The organism is Pantoea sp. V106_11, from assembly GCF_029967885.1.
GTDB lineage: Bacteria > Pseudomonadota > Gammaproteobacteria > Enterobacterales > Enterobacteriaceae > Pantoea > Pantoea ananatis.
The window spans coordinates 59,553-74,639 of the sequence record NZ_JASCAK010000031.1; the positions used below are offsets into that span (position 1 = coordinate 59,553).

The window sequence follows — 15,087 nt, forward strand, 5'->3', positions numbered from 1 at the left end:
TGTTACCTGAATATAACAAGGCTTTTTTTACTCAAGCTGGAATGACGTCTGTTAATATCTCATTCATCGTTATCCTTATACTCGATGAAATAGCGAGCGACAAAAGCGAATCTTCAATGAAGTCTAATGAAATCGTCATTTTCTCCGTTTCAAAAACCATCACCCAACGCATTTTAAATGTTCTTATTGAAAAGCAGATTGAACTGCCAGTGTACGAAACGGGCTATTCAGAAGTATTAGATAAAGCGAATGAAATGATTCGGTCTGGAACGAAAATCATTATTAGTCGTGGCGGGACTGCCGCGCTTCTTCGCAGCAATTTGACCATTCCGGTGATCGAGATAGCGCATGATTTTCATGGCATTTATCGTATTCTTAAGCAGGCGAAAAATAAATCGCAAAAAATTGCTGCGGTAGGTTTTCCCCAATTTTGTAACGCGCTCAAGCATTACCAAAACATGACCAATGAAAATTTAAAAATCTGTCAGGTCTATAATCACTATGACATCGAAAGTGTTGTGAAAAATCTTGCAGAAAATAACTACAAAGTCGTTATAGGCGGTCTGACGGTTGCAGAGATGGCGAAGAAATATGACCTCAATGTTGTGATGGGGGACACGGATAATAATTCAATTGAGCAAGCCATCAACGAAGCCTTCAGTTTGCTGAAATATATCCATCAGGAAAGTCTGAAGTTGGATATGAGCTATTCCGCGATGAATCAGTGTCGTGAAGGCATTATGTGCATTGACCAAATGGGAGAGGTGGTGAGCATTAACAACCGAGGGAAAACCCTTTTTCAGTGTCATGCTGGCGATAAAATTTACCGCAAAGACGCTTTCAAAGAGGTTTATCGCTCAATTATCGATGAGTCAGACGTAAAGGAAATGATCGTAGAACTCGACGGTGATTTTATCTGTACCTCAATAAAGCATTACACCAAGCGCCAGGATGGCTATTCCATCGTTACCGGGTTTATTCAGGGGAAGAGCCAGTGGCGAAACAGTGCAGACAAAAAGATAAAACAGCAAGGCTTTTATACTCGCTACGCTTTTGATGACATTATTGGTCATTCAGCCAGCATTAACATCGCGATTGATAAAGCCAAGCTGTGCGCGCGTCATGATGCCCCCATTCATATTTTGGGTGATACCGGCACCGGCAAAGAACTCTTTGCGCAGAGTATTCATCATCACAGCATCCGAAAACATGGCCCCTTTATCGCAATCAATTGTGCTGCCATTCCTGAAAACCTCCTGGAAAGCGAGCTGTTTGGCTATGCTGAGGGGGCATTTACTCATGCGCGGAAAGGTGGCAAGCCCGGCGTGTTCGAAATGGCGATGAAGGGAACGGTTTTTATTGATGAGATCAGCGAAGCGCCGCTCAATGTGCAGGTTAAATTACTGCGTGTCCTGCAGGAAAAGCAGTTTGTCCGTCTGGGGGGAGAGGCGCTCATTGCGGCAGACTTTCGGCTGATTACCGCCAGCAATAAAGATCTGCATGTTTTGGTTCAGTCGGGCGTTTTTCGCCAGGATCTTTACTACCGAATCAATATCCTGGAACTCAGGCTACCTGCACTGGCTGAGCGCGAAGGGGATATTGAATTACTGGCGCGGCATTTACTGCATCAGCAGGGAAAAGAGATCGCGTTTACTCCGGATGCGCTGGATGTCTTAAGGCGGCACAGCTGGCCGGGTAACATCCGCGAATTACAGTCGGTTATCTACAGGCTGGCCGTGTTTCACGATCGCGATGTTGTGGACAAAGACGAACTGCTCAGGGCCGTGCGGGTTGCCGATGATTTTGGCTCTGCCAGCCAGCAATCCCTGCTTTGCGAGCCTGCGGAGAGTGAAACCCATTTGCTTAAAAAGCAGGAAAAACACCTCATCACGCGTATCATCACCCAAACTCAAGGGGATAAGGTCAGGGCAGCAGCCATCCTTGGCATCAGCCCGACCACCCTGTGGCGTAAGTTGAAAGAGTACGATCTTAACGGCTAACCGCGGCTGGCGAAGCGGCTTTGATGTGGTCAATAAATGCCCTTAACGCCGATGACATATAGTGGCGATTAGGATAGTAAAACTGCAGGCTGGGCTGCTCGGGTAACCACGCTTCCAGTACCGGAACCAGACGGCCAGCTGCCAGCTCATCTTTTACCTGTTCGTGATAGAGGTAGCCCAGTCCGGCACCGCACAGCACGGCATCACGTTGAGCGTCCATATCGTCCAGCAGGATATTACCGGCCGGAAGTATCTCAAGCCTGCCTTCCGGGCCGCTGAATTCCCATTGATAAATGCGACCGCTGCCGTGACGGAACATCACGCACTGATGATTCATGATGTCACGCGGGTGTTCAGGCGGTGCATGGCGGGCGAAATAGTCCGGGGTTGCCACCACAACCAACCTGATTTTGGGCCCGACGGGAAGCGCGATCATATCTTTTTCAAGCCTGCTGCTGAGGCGAATACCCGCGTCAAATCCCTCTTTAACAATATCGACCAGCCGGTCTTCCGTTGTGATTTCCACACGGATATCCGGATAAAGCCGACTGAATGTTGCCACCAGTGGGATTAACACCATGCGCGAGGCAAGACGCGATGAGTTAATTTTTAGCGAGCCCATGGGCGTCTGACGAAAACAGTTAGCCTCATCAAGTATCACATTGATTTCATCAAAGGCCGGGCGCAAACGCTCATACAGATTTGCTCCGGCTTCTGTCAGGGCAACGCTACGCGTTGTGCGATTGAACAGCCGGATTTTCAGCCGCTGCTCAAGTTGCTTTATTGCGTGGCTGACCGCCGAGGGCGACAGGCCAAGCTCGTCACCGGCCGCGCGAAAACTTTTGTGGCGTGAAACCGCGATAAAGGTCGCAAAGTCATAGACGTTCAGTTTCATTGGTGAAAATCTCTCATTAACCCATCTCAAATCATACGTTTCACACACTAATGTGGCGAGCGTAATGTGAATGCCTCAACACAAGATGAGGTGAAAGATGAAATCAACAAACCTGTATATCGTCTGGTCACATCCCCGTGCCGATTCACTCACCGCACAGATGGTGGAAAGCCTGCGCCACCGGGCGGAGCAGCGGGGCGCACATGTTAAGACGCTGGATCTCTACCGCAGTGGCTTTGATCCGGCGATGCGGGAAGAGGACGAACCCGAGTGGGAAAATCCGGCTAAGCGCTACTCACCGGAGGTGCATCGTCTGTTCAGTGAGCTTGACGATCGTGATGCGATCATTTTTGTCTTTCCGCTGTGGTGGTACAGCTATCCCGCCATGCTCAAAGGCTATCTGGAACGCGTATGGAACTACGGTCTGGCCTACGGTGAAAACAGCGCGTTAAAAGATAAAAAAGTACGCTGGCTGGCGCTGGTCGGCGGTTCTCAGCAAACCTTTATTAAATATGGCTGGGAGAAAAACATCACGGATTACATGATGGGCGTTACGGGCTATCTGGCGATCGGTGACGTGGAGGTTCATTTCCTCTATAACACCTTGGGTGTTGAGGAGACGATTGATGACAGCCACTCGCATTATGAGCAACTGTTTGCGCAAGCGCAGGAGGTCGTAGACAGCACCATTGAATAAAGCATGGCAGGGCGATCGCTGCCCTGCAAAACGGCGTACATGACAGCCTGGCCTGTATCGGGCGTCGACAGGAGATGACCAAAATGAAAATAGCCATAGCGGGCCTGTTACTGATATCCGGCTCTGCCATTAGCGCGGTGGGCAGTTGCGATGTCATTGGAGGTGGGGCGCAGTATCAGGATCGTCTTACGCCGGATAACGTCGCCCACTATGTTACTGTCCGCACTTTCGATGCGTTGAAACAGGCTGTCGACAGCAATCATCCCTTCATCTATGTTCCGGGTGATGTCACCATCACGGTGCCGAATCAGCCACAGGCATTGCGCATTAAAGCCGGGCAGACGCTTTTTAGCAATCGTGGTGAAAAAGGTAGTCGGGGCGCTTTATTACAAACGCCATGGCTCAATGACGGACTTAATCAATATCCTGTGTATGTTGTTGAGGCTAAAGCAAGGATAACCGGGCTGCGTATTGAAGGCCCCTCTGGACAACCGGACACGCCGAATAAAACGATTGGCATCCAGTTTTTACCAGGCACCGATCATATTGATATCGACAACAATGAGATTTATCACTGGCCGTGGGCCGGGATTAGTGTAAAAACGTCCGTCGACAATAAAATTCATCACAACGTTATCCACGATAATATCCGTACCCAACTGGGCTACGGTGTGGTGGTACAAAATGGCCATGCCCAGGCCGATATCTACTGCAATACCTTTAACGCTAATCGTCATGCTATTGCCGGAAAAGGCGATGACGGTGAGGGCTATCACGCTTATAACAACCTTGTGCTCAATGGCGGAGCACGGGGCGCTTACCATCAGTTTGATATGCACAAGGGCGCGCAGGGCCACGGCGGGAAAAACATCATCATAAACAATAATCTGTTTGATTATGGCCGCTACGGGACGTCAAACCGAGGCAGTGTTTATATTCGAGGTGTACCGACCGACGGGCCGGTTAGCGTTAACGACAATCTGTTTACCCAGCCCTGGACAGTAGGCTTGCAAACCGCAGTAGGTGGTGTGCCTGGCTCAATCCCGCCGGTTGAGGAGATTAAACGCCACAATCGTTTCAGTGTGGCGGCACATTACAGCAAAGATGCGGCCGGATTTTGTGTTGTCTCCGTGGCAGAGCACAGGATGCCGGTGAACTGTGAGTCGGTTGCTTCTGTGCTTGAGAAATAAGCAATGGCGAGACAGCACAGAAAACCGGTCATCGGTTGCTGCGGGCCACCTTGTGATGTGGCAGATGGAAACGTACTGAACGACTGAACCTCACCACCTGCGTTTCAGGTTCCTCCCCATGATATCCTGCGGAGGAACCTGTCCAGGATCAGTCATAACAGGTTTTGGGGGCACCGCGCACGGCCATTCATTGTGCTTCAGCCTCGGACGTTTCCGGCACAACGGCGGGGTTTTTTTTGCCTAATAAGGCCAGCGCGTGTTGCTCTCCCCACTGCTTTAACAGCCCAAGCAAGGGCGCAAGCGAAGCGCCTTCTTCGGTCATGCTGTACTCCACCTTCGGCGGAACTTCAGCATACACTTCGCGATGAATTAACCCGACGTTTTCCAGTTCCCGAAGTTGTCGCGTGAGTACCCGCGGCGTGATATCACCCAGCCGTCTTCTTAGCGCATTAAACCGCAGCGTTTCGTTTTGCAGGTGGTAAAGAATCATCCCTTTACCCTTGCCGCCAATCAGTTCCAGCGTGGCTTCAACCGGGCAGGCCACCGCATCGTAATTTTCATATCTTGGGGTTTTTACAGTATCCAAAATGTACCTATATCACCTAAATGACCGTATTTAATAAAATGCACATATGGTCTATGTTTAGCAACTGCTGATTAAGACATCCCTCTTTTAACGGAGAAAAGCATGAAAGCACTTACCCTTAAAGCACCAGGCGGACTCAACAATATCCATGTGTCGGACATCGCCGATCCGGGCCAACCGGGCAAAGGTGAGATTCGGGTCGCTATCAAAGCCGGCTCCCTGAATTTTCACGATCTGATTGTCGCTACCGGGCAGTTTCCAACCGAAGACGGCCGCATCCTGCTGTCTGATGGCGCAGGCGTGGTAGAAGCCGTTGGCGAAGGCGTTAAGGATTTCCGCGTGGGCGACAGCGTTGTGTCAACCTTCTTCCCCGTCTGGCTGTCCGGCAAACCTTCCGCAGAAGTGGGAGGCTTTGCCCATACGCCGGGAGACGGCATTGATGGCATGGCCAGCGAATACGTGGTGCGTTCTGAGAATGCCTTTACCCATGCCCCGAAAGGCTGGACGCACACCGAGTCAGCCACGATCACCACATCTGGCCTGACAGCCTGGCGCGCCCTGATCACTGAAGGCAAACTGCAGGCCAACGACACGGTGCTGGTGCAGGGCACGGGCGGCGTGTCCATGGCTGCCCTGCAGATCGCCAAAGCGATGGGCGCGAAAGTGATCGCCACATCCTCATCAGATGAAAAGCTTAAGCACGTTAAAGCGTTGGGTGCCGATGAAACCATCAACTACCGCACCACTCCGAACTGGGGCGATAGCGTCCTCGCACTGACCAACGGCGTGGGCGTGGATCATGTTGTTGAGGTGGGCGGCCCGGCGACGCTGGGCGAGTCACTGAAAGCGGTCAAAATCGGTGGGCACATCACCCAAATCGGTATCATTTCCGGCGATGAAGCAACGCTGTCCATTCTGTCTGTTCTGGCGAAGCAGGTCACCATTAAAGGCGTGATCGTTGCCAGTCGTCAGGACCAGATTGACTACGTGAAGGCGCTGGAAAGCATGAACCAGAAGCCGGTTATTGACCGGACGTTTAAATATGACGATATTGCCGAGGCCTTCGCCTGGCAGCAGAGCGGCTCGCATCTGGGCAAAATCTGTGTTGAGTGGTGACAGATAGATAAAGTGGGCATGTAAGCCTTGTCATAAGAGGCGAAAACCTGCTTGTCGTCGGTCAAAAAAGGGTGCATACGCTGTGCACCCTTTCCAACAAAACCCCCTGCACAGCACGGGTAAGTGAGCGGTGTTATCATCCAACGGCTCGAACCTTGTCTGACTTGCAGGCTCTGCCCCTCTTCATCATCCTTTAGTCATTATCATGAATATAATACGCGGCATCAGCAGGCTGAAAATCGGTCATTTCGCCTGTGGCGATGCCCGTGGCTAATGCCTGCTTGTTGTCCAGCAGCTTATGGTTATCTTCACTGTAGGTGATCTTTTCAATCTGCTCGTCAGTGAGGTGGGTGCAGGACTGATAAATCGTTTTTATCACGTTCCGGTATCTGCTGGTAAATTCGGTTTTCTCGTCCAGCATATTTTCACTGACATTGCTACGCGGCGCGTTTCCAACGGTTGGCGCATGCAATAAGAAAATGCTGTCACCCATAACCTGCCTCTTTTGTGCGCCGCAGTAGATCATCGTGGCCGAGGACTCGACGGAGGAGGCGTTCACGGTCGTAACGGGAATGGGGGAGTTTTTAACGACCTGATAACCAATTTTCCCGGCATCAATGTCACCACCGGGGCTGCTGATATAGAGCAGCACCTGCGTGGCTGATTTATAATTCTGACCGATCTCATCGAGCACGGATGAAAGCGACATCACCTTATTAAGCGTGACCACGCCGGTAAAAAACACCTTTACGGATTTAACCGTATTTGGCGGGCGTTTGACGTCAACGACTCTGTTGATAGCAGCCAAAGAGGGTGCACTGATCGTAATAAACAGGGCCGCTATCAAAGCGTTATATTTCATTGTTGAATCATCACTCCGTTTTTTTCATTTCTTATCAGCCACAGGGATTTTATGCAATGCCGATTGGTTATTTGCAGGGCTTTGTTACCCTTTAATATATTTCACATTATTATTTATCAGGCATTTTTAATCGTTAGGGTGCGAATTTTTTTTCCTCGCGATAGTAATAGCGTGAATCTCGGAATGCCTGATGCTTAACACTGTTTTGGATATCGCGAAACCTGTTATCAGTGAACACCTGCGCCTCTGAACGGAGTGCTGTCACCTGAAAGCAAATGGCGGCGCATGGAGGATAATCCAGCTGTCGGGTGATTGCCGGATGACCGTGAATGCGTTGACCAGGCACGTTCGACGCGTGCACTGAAGGCGCTCTCAACACAAAACGCTGTCAGTGTCGGTCAGGTCATCGATTCGCGCCTTATCCTGGGTGTATTTTCGCCTGTCTGCGCTCGCGTGCAGTGAAAACATGAAGAGACCTTCGCGCGACATCACGTTTTTAGTGGCGGTGTATTGAGGCGCAAAATGAAACTGATAAGATGCCTTTTTAAAATTGTTACTGCTGCGGCAGGCAAAACCTGATTTCCTGGCCTGTGCCGGAAGTCGGGTTTTTTTGTTTCTGGGGTTCTGATGAAAATCGCCAAAATACTTAATAACAATGTGGTGGTTGTTCTGGATGAGCACGGACGTGAGCAGGTTGTTATGGGCCGGGGGCTTGCCTTTCAGAAACGGGTCGGTGAAGAACTGGATAAACAGCGCGTCGAAAAGGTGTTTGCGTTGCAAAACGATGAGCTGGTTCACCGCCTGGGGGAACTGCTCAACCAGATCCCGCTGGAGGTCATGACGACCTGCGATCGCATTATCGAACGGGCAACAGAATGTCTGGGAAAATTGCAGGAAAGTTTGTACATCACCCTGACCGATCACTGCTACTTTGCGATTGAGCGGCAGAAGAAAGGGCTGGCGATAAAAAATGTGCTGCTGTGGGATATCAAACGTCTTTATCCCAAAGAGTTTGCGCTAGGGCAGGAGGCCAGGCAAATCATTGCCCGTCGTCTTCACACCGAGTTGGACGAGGACGAGGCGGGTTTTATCGCGTTGCACCTGGTCACGGCGCAACTTAACAGTGAAATGCCTGAAGTGATGCACGTCACCCGGGTTATGCAGGAAATCCTGCAGTTGGTGAAATATCAACTGAGGCTGGAGTATCAGGAGGAATCGCTCAGCTATCAGCGTTTTGTGACGCATCTGAAGTTTTTTGCGCAGCGCATGTTAACGCGCACCGTGGTGGAAGATGATGATGTTTCACTGCATTCGGCAGTCAAAGACAACTATGCGAAAGCCTGGAAATGCGCTGAAAAGGTTTCACAGTATCTACAGCAAAACTATCAGCGTGAGCTGACAACAGAAGAGATTGTGTTTCTTGCCATTCATATCGAACGGGTAAGAAAAGAGGCGCATTAGGCCTGATTAACACAGGATTGTAACTGCATTGCGCAGGCAAAACCTGAGCGCAGCCCATGACACACAAGGGGGCCGTTCTCAGGTTTTTTTATTTTTAACGGATGCCATCGGCATCGCTCTGAGGACAGCAACATGAAATATCAACCGTTGGCCAGGGATATTCTCAGCCACGTCGGCGGCAAAGAGAACATCGTCAGTCTGGTGCATTGTGCCACGCGTCTTCGCTTCCGGGGCAGGCACCCTGGCACGCAGTCGCAAGAAAAGCTTCTACTGGTATCAGGACGTGATTGCATCCAAAGGCGCATCGTTAACAGCCCGTCCTTAATAGCATAGCGTCCCTCAGGTGGGTTGAGGCTGTGCGATTCTGTTGCCTCAGCTTGCCTGCCATTTTGCGGCTGGCCTCTGTCTCGTCGGCAGCCGACGCTGCCACATCATCCATCAGGCGACTCTGCCTAACGCCAGCCTTGCCGGTCTCTGCTGATATTTTGACTGTCGCATTTCCCCAACATCGCTCCCGTTTCAAAGCGTAAAAACTCCTCCAGCGTCACATATCGCCGCTTATGCTGATACCTTTTTGTGACAAATAACACAACCTCATAACATTTACCTGCAGCGGAAAAAGTTTGACCAGATAATGAGTGTACTTTGTACACCAAGGTTTTACAGAGTAAAACAAGCGATGTATCCAGGCGTAAAACCATGACAATTCTGCGAGGAACACCATGTCTGACAAGATGCCGAATGGCGCATTAACCTCCGATATCGAACAGCAGACCGTAAAACGCGTGATAAGACGGATCCTTCCCTTCCTGATCGTCTGCTATCTGATCGCTATCATTGACCGGGGCAACATCGGAATGGCGGCGTTGCAAATGAACGAGGATCTCGGCCTGTCCAAAGCGGTATTTGGTCTGGCAAGCAGTCTGTTTTTTGTCGGCTATTTTCTGTTTGAAGTGCCCAGCAACTTAGCGATGCAAAAGATTGGCGCAAAGATTTGGATATCTCGCATTATGGTGACGTGGGGCATCGTATCCGTCTGCACCGCCTTTGTTTCAAGCGCTGAAATGCTCTATTTCCTGCGCTTCTTGCTGGGTGCTGCCGAGGCGGGGTTTTTTCCCGGCGTTATCCTGTATTTGACCTACTGGATCCCCAGTAAGTACCGCGCCCGCGTCATCGCGACGTTTATGGTGGCCATTCCGGCGGCAAACTTCATTGGTTCACCGATCTCGGGCGCAATACTCTCGCTGGATGGCTGGTTCGGGTTACGCGGCTGGCACTGGCTGTTTATTTTAGAAGGCATTCCAGCCGTGCTTTTAGGCGTCGCCGCCTTTTTCCTGTTAAGCAATCGCCCTGAAAATGCGACCTGGTTAACCGAAGATCAGCGCAACTGGCTCAGCACCACGCTGGCTGAAGAGAACGCAAAACGTAAAGTGATTGGTCATATTTCGTTGTGGCAGCTTCTGCGGCATAAACATATCTGGGTGATGGCGCTGATTTACGCAGGGGCTTCGGCTGCCGGTTCTACATTGAGCGTCTGGTCGCCGCAGTTGCTTAAGTCGTTTGGACTCGACAACTTCACCACCGGGCTGGTCAACGCGATTCCTTATGGCCTGGCGTCGGTGTTGATGATTGTCTGGGGACGAAGCTCTGACCGCACGGGCGAACGCCGCTGGCATACCGCGTTAACGCTTTTCCTGATCGCGGGTGGGCTACTCTCTGCCTTCCTTACGCAGTCGCTGGCGGGAAGCGTGGTGATTCTGTCGCTGGTTCTGATTGGTGCTTACTCCATGAAAGGCCCGTTCTGGGCGCTGGCGTCCGGCTGGATGTCTTCTACCACCGCAGCGGCGGGCTTAGCGGCTATCGGCGCAATGGCGAATTTGATTGGTGGTGGCCTGATGGTCAACGTCTACGGCATTATCAATGAGCAAACTGGCAGCCATGCGCTGGCGATGGTGCCACTGGCGGTACTCTGCGCGGCGGGCGGTATCGCGGTGCTGATCATGGGCCGCAAAAGCGCCGCAAAAATCGAGGTTGATCAGAGCCTGTCACCTGCAAGCAAATAGTGGGTTCAACCTGAAAAACCAGTAAAGCGCCTGCGGGCGCTTTTTTTGTAGCCGATGACATGGCGGAATAAGGCTTAACAGGAAAAGGTAAAGGCGCCGGAGCGCCTCAGGGGAGGGGATGACTATGCTTTGCGGTATGGATCTTTGATTAACGCTACGGTAAACGCGCCAATCAGCAACACGGCGGAAACTGCCAGCAGCGCCCACATAAAACCCCCGCTTGTCTGACGCACATAGCCAATAAGCGAAGGCCCGACAAATCCTCCCAGATTGCCGACAGAAACAATCATGGCTAATCCGCCTGCGGCCGCGCTTCCTGTGAGAAAACCCGAAGGCAGTGCCCAGAATGACGCCTGAAAAGCCAGAATGCCGCTGACGGTAAAACACAGCGCAAGCATCTTCACCACCGGCTCATTCACGACGGCGCTGCAGGCCAGCGCGATGGCGGCGATAACCAACGCAGCGCTGATCCAGCGAATGCGGTGGCCGGAGGCATTGGCCCGCTGCGCCCAGAACAGCATGCTGAAGGCACCACAAATATAAGGTAGCGCGGTCAGAAAACCCGTGGCGGTATGGCTCACGCCAATCTGCTTGATGATCTGCGGCATCCACAGGCCCACGCCAATAGAACCGACAATGCCGCAAAAATTAATGAAAGCCAGCAGGTAAAGCAGGGGATTGCGCAGCGCGTCACGCAGGCTGGCACCGTGCGCCCTTTCAATTTGCTGCTGCTCGTTTGCCAGTCGTCGGCTCAGCAACGTTTTTTCCGCCTCGCTCAGCCAGTTGGCCTTTGCCGGGCGATCGTTGAGGAAGAACAGGCACAGGACGCCGAGGATAACGGCCGGAAACCCTTCCAGCAGCAGCAACCATTGCCAGTTACGAATGTGCTCATGCCCGGTGAGTTGCATCAACATGCCGGATAAGGGCGCGCCGATGATATTGGCCACGGGGATGCCGACTAAAAATGCCGCCGTGATTTTTGCGCGCCAGCTTCCGGGAAACCAGTAGGTGAAGAACAGATAAATACCCGGTGTAAAGCCTGCTTCAGCCACGCCCAGGCAGAAACGGGCAAAGGCAAAGCTGACCGGCCCGGTAACGAAGGCGGTCGCCATGGAGATGATGCCCCATGAGATCATGATGCGGGCGATCCAGATACGAGCCCCCACTTTTTGCATGATCAGGTTACTGGGCACCTCAAACAGAAAATAGCCGATAAAAAACATCCCGGCGCCAAACCCGAACTGCTCAGCCGTGATGCCCAGATCGGCGTTCATGCCCAGTGCGGCGAAGCTGACATTGGTGCGATCCAGATAACTGACCACGTAGCAGATGAAAATAAAAGGCAGGATACGGCGGAACGCTTTAGCCGCCGCCCGTTCGCTTTGTTCAAAATCCGTTTGATTCATGTCTTCATGGGATGCAGACACGGCTGCTGGCTCAACAGGTGAGCCAGTGCTTACAGAATGCAGATTCATGGTTGCCTCCGCTGCGTTCAGAAAACGCAGTGTTGTTCTCAGAGAAAATCGGTGGACAGGAAGGGCAGTGGATGGCCTGGTGTTTTCATTGAACAGGTAAGAATGCTGCCGCTGACCGATTCGGTAATAAACAGCTGCTGTAAATTTTCGCCACCAAAACAGAGATTGGTGGTGGAGCGTCCGGCGGGGCTGGTGAGAATTTCTGCGGGCTCAGCCAGATCGTTCAGCAGCCAGACGCGGCCCAGGCCAGGGTTGGCAATCAGCAGCTCGCCGTGCGCGTTCATGGCTAATCCATCGGGACCGCTGGGGCCGTGCGAGGTAAAATACTGACCGACCTTGCTGACTGAACCATCGCGCTGAAGCGGCACGCGCCAGATCGCATTGCCGCGCGTCATTGCGACATACAGCACTTTTTCGTCTGGCGACAGCACCAGCCCGTTTGGGCTTGGGCAGTTATCCAGCAGAATATCCAGCCGTCCATCCTCGCTGAGCCGATAAACCCGTCCTGTGGGATCGTGCAGCCCGGTTTGCCCCTGATCGGTGAAATAGAGGTTCCCCCGGCTGTCGGGCGTTAAATCGTTCACGCCGCGAAAACTCTCGCTGTTACGGCGCGACAGCCACGGCGTGATTTTTTGCGTTTTGAGACAGAGCTTCATTAACCCGTGACGATAGTCCGTAATCAGAAGCGTCTCCGGACCGACAAGTTTCATGCCGTTGGGTTCGCCATCGTATTGCACGACGATGTCCCAGTTGCCTGCCATATCAACGCGGATTATCCGGCCATAGGGAATGTCGGTCAGGTAAAGACAGCCCGAGGGATGCCAGACCGGCCCTTCAAGAAAAGAGTCTGTAAGCTGGCCGCCGCGATTCGCGGTGGCCCAGGCATTGTGACGGTCAGGTGCGCGGAAGCGGTCGGGCAACCGGGTAAAAACCGATGTCTGCCTGACCTCCGGTGTGGTCAGGCACATCATACGGTGGCTTCCTTTTGCGCTAATACTTTAAGCAGATTGGTTACGGAGGCCGTGCCCATTTTCACGTAAGAATTATCACTCACACCGCCGATATGCGGCGTAATGATGACGTTTTCCACCTTCTGCCAGATGTGCGGCGCAGTCAGCGGCTCAACGGTAAAGCTGTCCAGCGCCGCGCCGCTGAGTCTGCCGCTGTTAAGGGCACGAATCAGGGCATCATCATCAATCAGTCCACCGCGCGCGGTATTCACCAGCACGGCGCCGGGTTTGAACTGTGCCAGGGCCTGGTCATTGATCATCTTGCTGTTTTGCGCGGTCAGTGGACAGTGCAGTGACACAATATCTGCGCGCGCATACAGCGTGGCTAAATCGTCCACCTGCTCACAGCCTGCGGGCAGCGTTTTCGCCCAGGGATCGTAAGCTATCACCTGCATGCCAAACACCCGACCAATGTCCGCCACCCGGCCGCCTATCGCCCCCAGCCCAACCAGCCCAAGCGTCCGGCCTTCAAGTTCAAGCGACTTGTGGGTGGATTTATCCCAGTAGCCGTCACGCATCCGGCGATCCAGCGGGATCAGGGATTTGGTGCAGGCCAGAATCATGGCCCAGGTATGTTCTGCCACCGCTGCCGCATTGGCACCGGGCGCAGACTGAACGCTGATGTTTCGTTCGGCCGCCGCCGTTTGATCGATAACGTCAATGCCGCTGCCATGCTTGGAGATCACGCGCAGGGCAGGCGCTGCATCCATGATGCGGGCGTTAATTTTTCCATAGCGCACCACAATGCCGACCGGATTGTGCTGCTCACAAAGCGCAACCAGATCGTCTTCTGACGGCTTAGTGCCCGCAAAGACCACCTCATAATCCTCCAGCATCGCGAGCGCGGCGGGAGCGATGTCTGCGCCGGTAATGATGACAGTGTCCTTTTTACGCATCACAGTTCCTCCCCTTCCGCTAACATGCCCGCTGCACGCAGGGCACCGTTCAACCAGCCCGGCCTTTTGTCACCGGCTTTGATCGCCGCAATACGGCGGGTTTCCATATCCAGTTTTTTCGCCGCGAGCTCCAATACCACTTCTACTTCATCGCGTGGCACCACCACCACGCCATCGATATCACCCACCACCAGATCGCCCGCGTTAATCGTGGCGCCGGCAACAGAAACCGGGTAATTCACGCGACCAGGAATGAACTTCGTCGGGCCACAGGGATTGAGCCCGGCCGAGAAAACGGGATAGGTATGCGTGCTCAGTGCGTCCGCATCCCTGACCGCACCATCGATGATAATCCCGGCAATGCCGGATGCTTCGGCCTGGGTTGCCATGATTTCGCCTAACAGCGCGCAGCTGATATCGCCCTTGCCATCCACGACGATGACATCGCCGGGTTTGGCCACCGCCAGCGCAGCATGGATCGCCAGGTTATCACCCGGGCGCACTTCCACTGTCACCGCCGGCCCGGCCACTTTCATATGTGTGCCCAGCGGTTTGATACGGCCATGCAGCGTGCCGCGTCTGCCCGCGACATCCGCAATAATCGCGGCCTGAAATTCAGCGGCACGTCTGACATAATCACTGCTGACTCGCGTTACGTTTCGGTTGATCATCGGTTTTTCGTTCGCGGACATGGGTCACCTCACAGGTTGCTTGTTTTACAGAGTAAAACTGTGTTGTACATAATGAAATAACTATATCGGTGACACTGACCACGGCGCCAGTGTTGCGAGCTTGTTTGTGATGTAAACAAGATGTGACTCACAGTTTCGGGTACA

The 15,087-nt window shown here is 52.7% G+C and carries 13 protein-coding genes and 1 pseudogene; 7 read left to right on the plus strand and 7 right to left on the minus strand.

Annotated features, from left to right (window positions below; translation table 11 throughout):
- The first annotated feature begins 116 nt into the window (after window positions 1–116).
- Window positions 117–2,000 (plus strand): sigma-54-dependent Fis family transcriptional regulator, encoded by a 1,884-nt coding sequence (locus QLG08_RS15540; protein WP_165836222.1) that lies wholly within the window; start codon window positions 117–119, stop codon window positions 1,998–2,000.
- Here QLG08_RS15540 and QLG08_RS15545 read toward each other — a convergent pair.
- Window positions 1,990–2,895: a LysR family transcriptional regulator gene (locus QLG08_RS15545; protein ID WP_014605223.1), complete on the minus strand. Its 906-nt coding sequence runs from the start codon at window positions 2,893–2,895 to the stop codon at window positions 1,990–1,992. The genes QLG08_RS15540 and QLG08_RS15545 overlap by 11 nt on opposite strands.
- A 97-nt stretch (window positions 2,896–2,992) precedes the next feature.
- Between QLG08_RS15545 and QLG08_RS15550 the strand changes: the two genes are divergently transcribed.
- Window positions 2,993–3,592, plus strand: a complete 600-nt coding sequence (locus QLG08_RS15550) for an NAD(P)H oxidoreductase (RefSeq protein WP_022623554.1) — start codon at window positions 2,993–2,995, stop codon at window positions 3,590–3,592.
- Window positions 3,593–3,675: 83 nt separating this feature from the next.
- Window positions 3,676–4,782: a right-handed parallel beta-helix repeat-containing protein gene (locus QLG08_RS15555; RefSeq protein ID WP_235193319.1), complete on the plus strand. Its 1,107-nt coding sequence runs from the start codon at window positions 3,676–3,678 to the stop codon at window positions 4,780–4,782.
- A gap of 187 nt (window positions 4,783–4,969) precedes the next feature.
- Here QLG08_RS15555 and QLG08_RS15560 read toward each other — a convergent pair whose 3' ends face one another.
- Window positions 4,970–5,368, minus strand: a complete 399-nt coding sequence (locus QLG08_RS15560; RefSeq protein WP_013026830.1) for a helix-turn-helix domain-containing protein — start codon at window positions 5,366–5,368, stop codon at window positions 4,970–4,972.
- 102 nt (window positions 5,369–5,470) lie between these two features.
- On the opposite strand from QLG08_RS15560, the gene QLG08_RS15565 reads away from it, so the two are divergent.
- Window positions 5,471–6,484 carry an NAD(P)-dependent alcohol dehydrogenase gene (locus QLG08_RS15565; protein WP_013026829.1) on the plus strand — a complete coding sequence of 338 codons (1,014 nt, stop codon included), beginning with the start codon at window positions 5,471–5,473 and terminating at the stop codon, window positions 6,482–6,484.
- A 193-nt stretch (window positions 6,485–6,677) separates the two neighbouring features.
- Here QLG08_RS15565 and QLG08_RS15570 read toward each other — a convergent pair whose 3' ends face one another.
- Window positions 6,678–7,346, minus strand: coding sequence for an ATP-dependent Clp protease proteolytic subunit (locus tag QLG08_RS15570; RefSeq protein WP_024471342.1), 669 nt, complete (start codon window positions 7,344–7,346; stop codon window positions 6,678–6,680).
- 627 nt (window positions 7,347–7,973) lie between these two features.
- Here QLG08_RS15570 and bglG point away from each other — a divergent pair.
- The 3 genes and pseudogenes from bglG (at window position 7,974) to QLG08_RS15585 (ending at window position 10,870) form a co-directional block, all read left to right on the plus strand.
- Window positions 7,974–8,807: a transcriptional antiterminator BglG gene (gene bglG / locus QLG08_RS15575; RefSeq protein WP_031284132.1), complete on the plus strand. Its 834-nt coding sequence runs from the start codon at window positions 7,974–7,976 to the stop codon at window positions 8,805–8,807.
- A gap of 132 nt (window positions 8,808–8,939) precedes the next feature.
- Window positions 8,940–9,038: pseudogene (locus QLG08_RS15580) on the plus strand (PTS transporter subunit EIIB); the annotation flags it as partial.
- A gap of 491 nt (window positions 9,039–9,529) precedes the next feature.
- Window positions 9,530–10,870, plus strand: a complete 1,341-nt coding sequence (locus QLG08_RS15585; RefSeq protein WP_022623546.1) for an MFS transporter — start codon at window positions 9,530–9,532, stop codon at window positions 10,868–10,870.
- A gap of 122 nt (window positions 10,871–10,992) precedes the next feature.
- Here QLG08_RS15585 and QLG08_RS15590 read toward each other — a convergent pair whose 3' ends face one another.
- The 4 genes from QLG08_RS15590 to QLG08_RS15605 are packed head-to-tail and all read right to left on the minus strand — an operon-like array spanning window position 10,993 to window position 14,943.
- Window positions 10,993–12,345 carry an MFS transporter gene (locus QLG08_RS15590; protein ID WP_014594372.1) on the minus strand — a complete coding sequence of 451 codons (1,353 nt, stop codon included), beginning with the start codon at window positions 12,343–12,345 and terminating at the stop codon, window positions 10,993–10,995.
- 38 nt (window positions 12,346–12,383) lie between these two features.
- Window positions 12,384–13,316, minus strand: a complete 933-nt coding sequence (locus QLG08_RS15595; RefSeq protein WP_282472984.1) for an SMP-30/gluconolactonase/LRE family protein — start codon at window positions 13,314–13,316, stop codon at window positions 12,384–12,386.
- Window positions 13,313–14,251 carry a hydroxyacid dehydrogenase gene (locus tag QLG08_RS15600; RefSeq protein ID WP_015699684.1) on the minus strand — a complete coding sequence of 313 codons (939 nt, stop codon included), beginning with the start codon at window positions 14,249–14,251 and terminating at the stop codon, window positions 13,313–13,315. Before QLG08_RS15600 ends, QLG08_RS15595 begins: the two co-directional genes overlap by 4 nt.
- Window positions 14,251–14,943, minus strand: coding sequence for a diguanylate cyclase (locus tag QLG08_RS15605; RefSeq protein ID WP_029570518.1), 693 nt, complete (start codon window positions 14,941–14,943; stop codon window positions 14,251–14,253). Before QLG08_RS15605 ends, QLG08_RS15600 begins: the two co-directional genes overlap by 1 nt.
- Window positions 14,944–15,087 lie beyond the last annotated feature (144 nt).